This window comes from Loigolactobacillus zhaoyuanensis, assembly GCF_003946385.1.
GTDB classification, from domain to species: Bacteria; Bacillota; Bacilli; order Lactobacillales; family Lactobacillaceae; genus Loigolactobacillus; species Loigolactobacillus zhaoyuanensis.
In genome coordinates, this window is record NZ_RHOE01000082.1 from 1 (window position 1) to 8,775 (window position 8,775).

Genomic DNA, 8,775 nt, shown 5'->3' on the forward strand with positions numbered 1-8,775 from the left:
ATTAACTTTAGCCGTATCGAACTGGATTCAATATTATAATGTCACACGAATCAAAACAAAACTGGGTGGTAAGAGCCCGGTTAAATACCGTGTTCTTACCACCCAGAAAGTCGCTTAAAGTTTCGTCCAATATTTGGGGTTCACTTCAATCGGTCCGTTTTTGCTTTTCAGTGAAATTAGATGAGGTTAAGGGGTTTTGGGTATATTTATACTATAGCGTGGTCAGCTTAAATTAAACTTAAACGGCCGAGCTTTTTTATTTTGCAATATATAGTTAAAAAGCGCCGCCACCGGATCCGCCACCGAAACCACCTGAGTTGCCACCAGAAAATCCGCCAGAACCACCGCTACCACTGGAACTAGCGCTATGACTAGCAGAAAGGCTACTACCAAAGCTACTGGTAAATGCTTCACCGAAATCAGTTTGACCACCGAAGCCGCCACCATAGCCATAAATAAACAATGGATAGTTGACGGGCATGCCAGTGGCTAATTGGGCGTCGCTAAAGTTGATTTTTAGGGCAGCCACCACCTTATCGGCTGAGCCAAACGCCACTGCATAGGGTAGGATACGGTCCCACAAAATCAAATCACCAACTTGTGCCATATCAAAGTGGCCCACATCGGCTAACATTTGCTTAAAGCCGCGTAATTCATTGATTTTCTGCGCTCCAATTTGGGTGTACCGTGGTAAGGCGTGGAGCTTAACCAGTAGTAATAACCAGCCAGTGAGCAGCAACAAAGCCGCTAAAATCCATAAAGGCAGACGTACACTAGGGAACGTAAAGAACGCCGCGGCACTAGCTCCAAGCGCAAATACAGTACTGGTAATAGCCACGATCCAGGCCCGATTACGGATTTTACCATTAGTTGTATTTTCGTAATGTAGTTCATCCACGGAACCACGAATACGCATTTCCCAATCTTCGTACGCGTTGTTCAAGCGCCCACTTTTATCGCTGCGCCCATAATTTTTAATATCTAACAGCGTAACGCCGCCTTCATGATTCCGCCGTGGTACTGTTTCAAATAATAATTTAAAAATTCGTTCACGACTATTAAACTTAGCTGTTGGCGCTAATTCAAAAGTATCCTTACGGCCCACCTTTACTGCCGTGATCGTAATTTGTTTAGCCACCGCCAAATCCATTAAAGTGGCCGTGAAAGCTTTTTTGTTAGGTCCAGGTGCACTCAGCAAACGCTGCGCAGTTGCGGGCGGATACTCTGGCAAATCGTACCAATGCTCAACTGGTACTGGGGCTGGGTAGCGCTCGGCAGGATGACGGCGTAGCCAAAAAAGTTGCCCCAATAAAATAATAGCGCCTAGGATCAAACTAGCAAATGCAATCAAACTGGGAATCAGTTGTGCGCGCCGCCGCGCCGCATTAGCCTCCGCTGCAAAGCCAGCCTCTTGTTGCTGAACTGCTTTTTTTCGTGCTTTATCACTGGTTTTCTGATTAGTCGCCGTCACTGCCGTTGGAAATAGCAAATGACTTTCTACAAACGTATTAGCTGGATTCTTATCCAACGTGATCAAAACGCGGCCAGCTTTGCGTTCTACTTTGGTATTACCTGACAAAGGTCCGTGTGTCCAAGCTTGTAACTGACTCACATTTTTCTGTGGTAACTGGATCGTGATCTTCACATTATTTAATGGCACATCCCAGCCGGTACCAATCACTTTCCAATTCAACTCTGCTGTATCGCGATAGTTGGTCACCACGCCATCAAGCCGATAACGATACAAAAAAGTTGCTGAATCGTCACTAATGGGATAGAACACCTTGACCTGGCGCCGATCATCACTGTCCGACGTCATGTAAGTCCCCGGCGTTTCCGTGTTACTGGCCGTGAAAACTTTTATGCCAGAATTAGACTGCGCCGATACCTTAAGCGCCGACATCCCATCGATTCCTGCCAGATCCTGATTATAATAGACGCCATCAAAATCATAAGCGACCTTTTGCGATACCATGGCACTACCATCTTTAGCCACATCGATCTGCATCGCATAATTAGTGATCGTGTAACTTTTTGCTTGGGCTGTCTGCGACCATCCAAACAGTAATAGCGCCCCAACAAAGACTAACAGCCAATTTAGCCGTCGCCGCATGATCTAACCCCCTATTAACTTCGCGAATATCGTTCTTATTAGCCTTATTTTACCATGCAGACCGATTTGCCACAAAAAAATACTTTAAGTAACTTAATTACTTATTAGTCGACGCTTTATTTAATTAAGTGTTATTCCATTTTTTTAATGATATCAGTATAAAATAACTATTTATTTTTATTATTAAGTATAAAAAGGGTTGACATCCGCAGCTGATAAAATTAGAATAAATCACATAAATTAAAATAAGATGATAAATAAATGAGCCTAGCTTTTGAAAAGTACGGTCACCGTTTAACCATCAATATTTTTAATAAAAAAATTAGCCACTTATGTGGACTAGAGGAGTGATCAGGATGCGTAAATACGGAATTATTGGTTTGGGCCACGTTGGTGCCACAACCGCTTATACTTTGGTGACCAAGGGAATTGCCGACGAACTTGTCCTGCTCGATGATCATAATACAGCTAAAGCAATGGCAGAAAAACTTGATTTAGAAGATGCTCAAGCCCGTTTGGATACCCGTACCCGAATCAAAGTCGGCGATTATGCTGAACTGGCTGACGCTGATATTTTATTTGTAACTGCCGGCAACATTCATGCGTTGGATAACGCCAGCGGCAATCGTTGGGCCGAATTCAGCTACACCCGCGAAATCGTACAAGATATTGCACCTAAAATTAAGGCATCTGGTTTCAAAGGTGTTTTGATCGATGTTATGAATCCTTGCGATTGCATTACCTACTACTTACAACAAACAACTGGCTTACCACAAAGCCACGTTCTCGGCACCGGAACTTTCTTGGACACTGCGCGCATGCAAAAAGTTGTTAGCGACCAATTCGATGTGGATCCGAAAAATGTAACGGGCTACGTTTATGGCGAACACGGTGAGTCGCAATTTTCAGCTTGGTCAACCGTGCGTGTCAACGGCCTGCCAATCAAAGAATTAGCCACACAGCAAGACGTTGATCTAAGTGAGCTGGAAGATGCTGCGCGCCGCGGTGGCTGGGCTGTCCATTCTGGCAAAGGTTATACGTGTTACGCCATTGCCACTTGTGCAGTCAAATTGAGCCAAGCAGTTTTAGCTGACGCCAACTTAGCTTGTCCTTGCTCTGCATATAGCGAAAAGTACCACACCTACGTCGGTCAACCAGCAATCATTGGTAAAGACGGTGTCGTCAGCGTGACCGAATTACCCCTGACTGCCACTGAAGAGGCAAAATTCAAGCGCTCAGCTGACTTGATCCGTGAAAAATTTGAGACCTTACCTGGAATGACTTCAACTAAAGCGGTACAGACCGCATAAACTAAATGGCAGCCAAGACAAAATTTTTGCCTTGGCTGCCATTTTAATTTTCTAATCAAAAATTGTTTTGCGCCGATCCACGGCTAACGCGGAAATCAACATACAAATCGCTAAAATAATTAGTAGCACTAGCAATAATGTCCATGAATGGACTGCACCGTAAATCAAACCAAAGGACACTGGACCGATAGCTGCTAATAAATAACCAGCTGATTGCGCCATACCAGAAATCGCTGCTGTTTCAGCTGCATTAGTCGTTTTTAAACTGAACAAGGTCATACACAAGCCAAATGCGCCAGTACTGGCTAGACCCAACAAGATACAAATCACGCCTAAATACCACAATGAGCGGCTCGGCACTAATAAACCGGCTAGGCCCACAATAAACATCAGGCAAATCACCCAAACCAAGTAGCTCTGCCGCTGCAGCTTAGCCGCCAGAGTCGGAATGAAATAAGCAGCCGGTAATGCGGCCAACTGGAATAAGCCTAGCATTAACCCTGCAGTTGTCGCCGGCACACCGCGGCTAGTCATAATTTTAGGCAGCCACGTCAATACTGTATAAAATAATAGTGATTGGATACCCATAGTTACCGTCATTAACCAAGCCCCGCGTACCCGCCAAACTGAACGTGCTTTTGACTGCAGGCTAGTGGTGAGTAACCGATGATTGAGTCGCAAATTAGGTAACCACAGTAACGCGATGACCGCAGTGATCACGGCTAAGCTTTGTAAAACCGGCTGCCAACCAAGTTGCTTGGCCAATGGTGCACTAGCGCCAGCGCCCAGCGCGCTAAACAAAGTCATCGAAAAAGTATATAAGCTGGTAACGTGCCCCAGACGCTGTGGAAAATGGTCGGCGATCACGGCTGGTACTAGTACATTCATTACCGCGATGCCGATCCCGATAAACAGCGTTCCCAACAATAGCCATGCAGCACTGAAACCGCGCATAAAATTACCTATGGCCAAAATAATCAACGCAACAAGAATCGTCATTTCATTACCCCAACGTCGTGCTAATTGTGGCGTAAATGGTGATAACAACGCAAAACACAATAATGGAATCGTGGTCAGACTGCCTAACAAACTAGCCGGCAATTGCAAACTACGCTGAATTGTATCCAGCAACGCCGGAATCGCCGTGATCGGCATCCGTAAACAAGCGCCTAACAAAACGATCCCCACTAACAACCAACGATAGCGTTTTGGCAACATAAAAATACCTACTTCCTGGAAACAAGTTTCCATTAAGCCTACCATTTTCCATAGAAAAGACAATCATGTAAAAAAGTGCTGCCAGATTGGCAGCACGCTTTACTCAGTTAACTCGGCTAATAGCCGCTTCGCGTTAAAATAATACCACTCCACCGCCGGCACTAAACCGGCATCGTCTAAAATCAAGTCATGATGATGCCAATCTGAATTACCATGACTGCCAATAAAAGCAAACACACTAGGGATTCGCTGACTAAAATAGGCAAAATCCTCACCTGCGCTGGATGGTGTTGGTGCTACCACATTAAAATGCTTAGCACTTTCGTCAACGACGATTTTGGTCAACCGCGAATCGTTGTCGACCACATCTGGTCCCACCAGCCAATCGATATTGGCTTTAACACCATACGCTGCCGCCTGGCCATTCACAATTTCGATGAAACGTTTTTTAGCTAGCTGACGTGCTTTTTGATCAAAAGTACGGACCGTACCCTCAAACCAAGCTGACTCCGGCAATACATTCCATGTATTACCGCCTTCAATATGAGTCACCGAAACGACAACAGCATGCTGGGGATCTTGATTACGGCTGACGATCGACTGAACCGCGCCCACGGTTGCTGCTAAAGCTACCAGCGGATCAGCACCTAGCTGGGGCATAGCGGCATGTGTGCCAACACCATGGAAAGTCACCGTAAATTGATCTACTGCTGCCATCAACCCACCAGCTAACAAACCAATCGTACCAACCGGTAAATCAGGCTTATTATGAAACCCAATGATCGCATCCAAACCGGTAACACCACCAGCCGCGGTTACTTCTTGCGCACCAACATGGGTCTCTTCCGCTGGCTGAAATACGATACGGACCGTCCCATTTAACGTTGGTTCAGCCGCCAAACGTTCCGCCGCACCTAACAACGCCGTCATATGGAAATCATGGCCGCAAGCATGCATCACACCATCGTTTTCTGAAGCATAACTTAGGTTAGTTACTTCTTGAATTGGCAACGCATCAATATCTGAGCGCAACCCTATTACAGGCTTACCCACACCAATTTCCGCGATCACGCCTGTTTTTAAATCAGTTGACGTAATGATCCGATAACCAAGGTCACGCAGCTTGTCGGTTAAGTATTGAGTCGTTGCAAACTCTTGATCCGATAGCTCGGGATGTTGGTGGAGGTAATGACGAATCTGAGTTAACTGTGTTTGTTCTGTTGCTGTTACCATAAAATTTAACTTCTTCCTATCATAGGCTTACACTTGTGTCCATTTAGCTACATTAATACCAAACGGTGTTACCCGCTCAAACGAAGTTACTGGCGTGTCATTAATTTGATAAAAATGAGCTTGAATCGCGGCAAAGTCAGTATTCTTTTTAAATGCAGGCAATTGATATAACCGTTTTGCATATGCCCATAACGCGGGAAAATCAGTTAGTTTTTTGTAACTTAACTTATTTTGATAATAGTAAACCAAATCAAAGCGGACTAATGTGACGAAAAGCCGAATATCTGGTTGTGTCAACTGCTCACCTAATAAATAGGATCGATGCGCTAATGTTTGATCAAATTCAGCTAAGCGAGTAAAGAAAATCTGTGCTAACTGTTCATATTCGGCTTGTGTTTTCGCTTGTAAAATTTCCCCTGGCACCTCATTAACCTCGTGTAAAATAATTTTGCTGATCCGCTGTATGGTTTCTGCTTGCGCCGTTGGATATAGCTCAGGTGCTTGCGGTGAAAAATACGGACGCCATGCAGTTGCGAACTGATCCATTAAAAAGTTAGCGTCATTATTGACCACTGCACCTGTTGTCACGTCAACTAATGCAGGCACCGTTGCACGTCCAGTGAATTCTGGCTGTGCCTGCCGATAATTTTCCGATAAGCGTGCTGTCTGTAATACGGGGTCCTTGATCTGATCTGTGGCACCAAAGACCCAATCAACGTCCAAACCACTACGCCGCAGCGACTGTATCTCACCTTTTGAAATAGCTTTGTCTAACCCTAATAAATCAATTTCAATTGCAATTTGGGTTGCCCACGGACAAAACTTACCCCAAACTAACCGATAGCGGTCAGGCTGGATTAATAATGGTGTCTGTATTTTAAGACTCGTAACGCTTGCTTTAGCTACTTGCGGATGCCATTCACATGCTGCTGCCATTTTTTAACCTCCTCTATTCCATATCTAAACTTATTGACCAGTAAACCCCACCAAGTAGAAGTGTAACTTCAAAACGCCTGTGCAATAGCTTGATCAAGGTCAGCGATTAAATCATTAACGTCTTCCAAGCCAATCGATAACCGTAAAACCTGCTGATTCAACTTATGTTTCAACCGAATGGCTTGGGGCATTTCACGGTGCGTTACTTTTACTGGATTGACGATCAATGACCGCACATCGCCAACATTCGGTAAATAAGTAAATACATGAACGTGATCAAGTACAGCTGCCACCTGCTGTTCAGTCCCCGCTAGCTCAAAAGATAAAATTGCCCCGATTCCACGTGGAAAATACTTTTTTACCAATTTATTGTCTGCTTCAATACCAGAATAATAGACATGCTCCACATGGGAATTAGTTGTTAAATATGTTGCAATCGCCTTAGTACTCTGAACTTCCTTACTCAGACGTTCAGAAATTGTTTCCACACCGAGTAACGCTAAATACGCATCAAATGGGCTCATCACGGCACCAAACAAACGTAAATATTTCATCCGGATTCGACTAATAAACGCCTTAGCGCCAAACTTACTATAAAAACTAGCTGTTTGTTGCTTCGCTTCGTTGCCTAAAATAAACTCAGATTCCGTCATTTGCGGAAATTTACCATTATGCCAATCAAATTTGCCATGATCAACAATCACGCCTGAAACCACGTTACCATGGCCATTGATCCCTTTAGTTGAAGAATAAACGTCAATATCGGCGCCAAAATCAAACGGCCGGCATAAGTACGGCGTCGGAAACGTATTATCAACGATCAATGGAATGCCAGCAGCATGCGCAATTTGTGCAAGTGCCTCGATATCAGCTACTTCAGTACTTGGGTTGGCGACACTTTCAATGTAGATTGCTTTAGTATCTGCTTGAATCAATGATTTAATCGCAGCTAAATCGTTAATATCATCAAAAAAATCAAATTCGATCCCGAACTTGGGCAATAGTGTTCTAAATTCATCCAAACTAGCGCCATAAATATTAGTCGGCGCCAGAACGCGACCACCACCTTCGGCCACATTTAGCAGCGCGTAAGAAATTGCCGCCATCCCTGAACCAACCGCTACTGCATCAACACCACCATCTAGAACAGCTAACCGCTTTTCAAACGCACGTACCGTCGGATTACCAACTCTTGAATACGTATAAGCATCTGATTTAGTTCCCGCTGCAATAGCGGCAGCCGTTTGCGTATCACCTAATCCAAAAGCTGCAGTTTGATAAATCGGTACAATTGGTGATTGCAAATGATCTGCCGGTTCATAGCCGGCGTGTAAACGCAAAGTATCAAAATGTTCTGATTCCAAAATTTATCACTCCACTTTAATCTTCATTACCTGTTCGGCAACTTCTTTAAATAGTCGAACTTTCATATCAGTTTCTAGTCAGCTAATTCTGCTAACCAGCGTCGAGCATTCTTTTCAAAGAATTGTGCACCAACGATGATCAATTTATCATCGGCCGTAAAATGTGGATTGTGTGCACTCGCACTACCACCGTTACCAATATTAACGTAAACCCCAGGAATCAGTGCCTGATAGCAAGCAAAGTCGTCGCTACCCAGTTTCGGTTGCTGAACATAAGTTGGCGCAAATTTTTCGGTTTCTTCTTGCACCAATGCAGTTAATTTAGCATCATTATCAACTGATGGGTCACCATCGTACCAATCAATCTCGGCACTAACTTGCTGCGCCTTAGCGGTATACTCAACTGTTTCAAAGAAGCGTTGCTTGATCTGCTGCCGTACTTCCTTATTTGCTGTTCCCAAATTGTCAAATCAAGTGCAACAGTATCGACCTATTCTTATAAATTGGTATAGTTAATCATCTAAATCAATGAATAGTTCACTGGCGCAGTTGTAGTTCAAGCTCCGACGTGGCCGGTGGTTAAGCGCGTCTTGGATTCCTT

At 44.3% G+C, this 8,775-nt stretch carries 8 protein-coding genes; 2 read left to right on the forward strand and 6 right to left on the reverse strand.

All coding sequences use genetic code 11. The annotated features are described in order from the left end of the window. On the forward strand, window positions 1-118 hold a 118-nt coding region (locus EKM76_RS11830), incomplete at its 5' end, for an IS3 family transposase (RefSeq protein WP_164507606.1). Window positions 119-274: 156 nt separating this feature from the next. On the opposite strand, the gene EKM76_RS11835 is transcribed toward EKM76_RS11830, so the two are convergent. Beyond that, the gene (locus EKM76_RS11835) at window positions 275-2,113 is read right to left on the reverse strand and encodes a DUF2207 domain-containing protein (RefSeq protein ID WP_125550832.1); all 1,839 of its coding nucleotides are present in this window, start codon (window positions 2,111-2,113) and stop codon (window positions 275-277) included. 356 nt (window positions 2,114-2,469) lie between these two features. On the opposite strand from EKM76_RS11835, the gene EKM76_RS11840 reads away from it, so the two are divergent. Next, window positions 2,470-3,423 carry an L-lactate dehydrogenase gene (locus tag EKM76_RS11840; protein WP_125550833.1) on the forward strand — a complete coding sequence of 318 codons (954 nt, stop codon included), beginning with the start codon at window positions 2,470-2,472 and terminating at the stop codon, window positions 3,421-3,423. 51 nt (window positions 3,424-3,474) lie between these two features. Here EKM76_RS11840 and EKM76_RS11845 read toward each other — a convergent pair whose 3' ends face one another. From EKM76_RS11845 to EKM76_RS11865, 5 genes are all read right to left on the reverse strand, one after another. Beyond that, window positions 3,475-4,641 carry a CynX/NimT family MFS transporter gene (locus tag EKM76_RS11845; protein ID WP_225417931.1) on the reverse strand — a complete coding sequence of 389 codons (1,167 nt, stop codon included), beginning with the start codon at window positions 4,639-4,641 and terminating at the stop codon, window positions 3,475-3,477. Between the two features lie 99 nt (window positions 4,642-4,740). Beyond that, window positions 4,741-5,874 (reverse strand): amidohydrolase, encoded by a 1,134-nt coding sequence (locus EKM76_RS11850; protein ID WP_125550834.1) that lies wholly within the window; start codon window positions 5,872-5,874, stop codon window positions 4,741-4,743. Between the two features lie 27 nt (window positions 5,875-5,901). Continuing rightward, on the reverse strand, window positions 5,902-6,810 hold the full coding sequence (locus EKM76_RS11855; RefSeq protein WP_125550835.1) for a glutathione S-transferase C-terminal domain-containing protein: 909 nt from the start codon (window positions 6,808-6,810) through the stop codon (window positions 5,902-5,904). 68 nt (window positions 6,811-6,878) lie between these two features. Then, a complete protein-coding gene (locus EKM76_RS11860; RefSeq protein ID WP_125550836.1) occupies window positions 6,879-8,174 on the reverse strand; it encodes an O-acetylhomoserine aminocarboxypropyltransferase/cysteine synthase family protein in 1,296 nt (431 codons plus the stop codon). Window positions 8,175-8,248: 74 nt separating this feature from the next. Further along, the gene (locus EKM76_RS11865) at window positions 8,249-8,635 is read right to left on the reverse strand and encodes a M20/M25/M40 family metallo-hydrolase (RefSeq protein ID WP_225417932.1); all 387 of its coding nucleotides are present in this window, start codon (window positions 8,633-8,635) and stop codon (window positions 8,249-8,251) included. Window positions 8,636-8,775 lie beyond the last annotated feature (140 nt).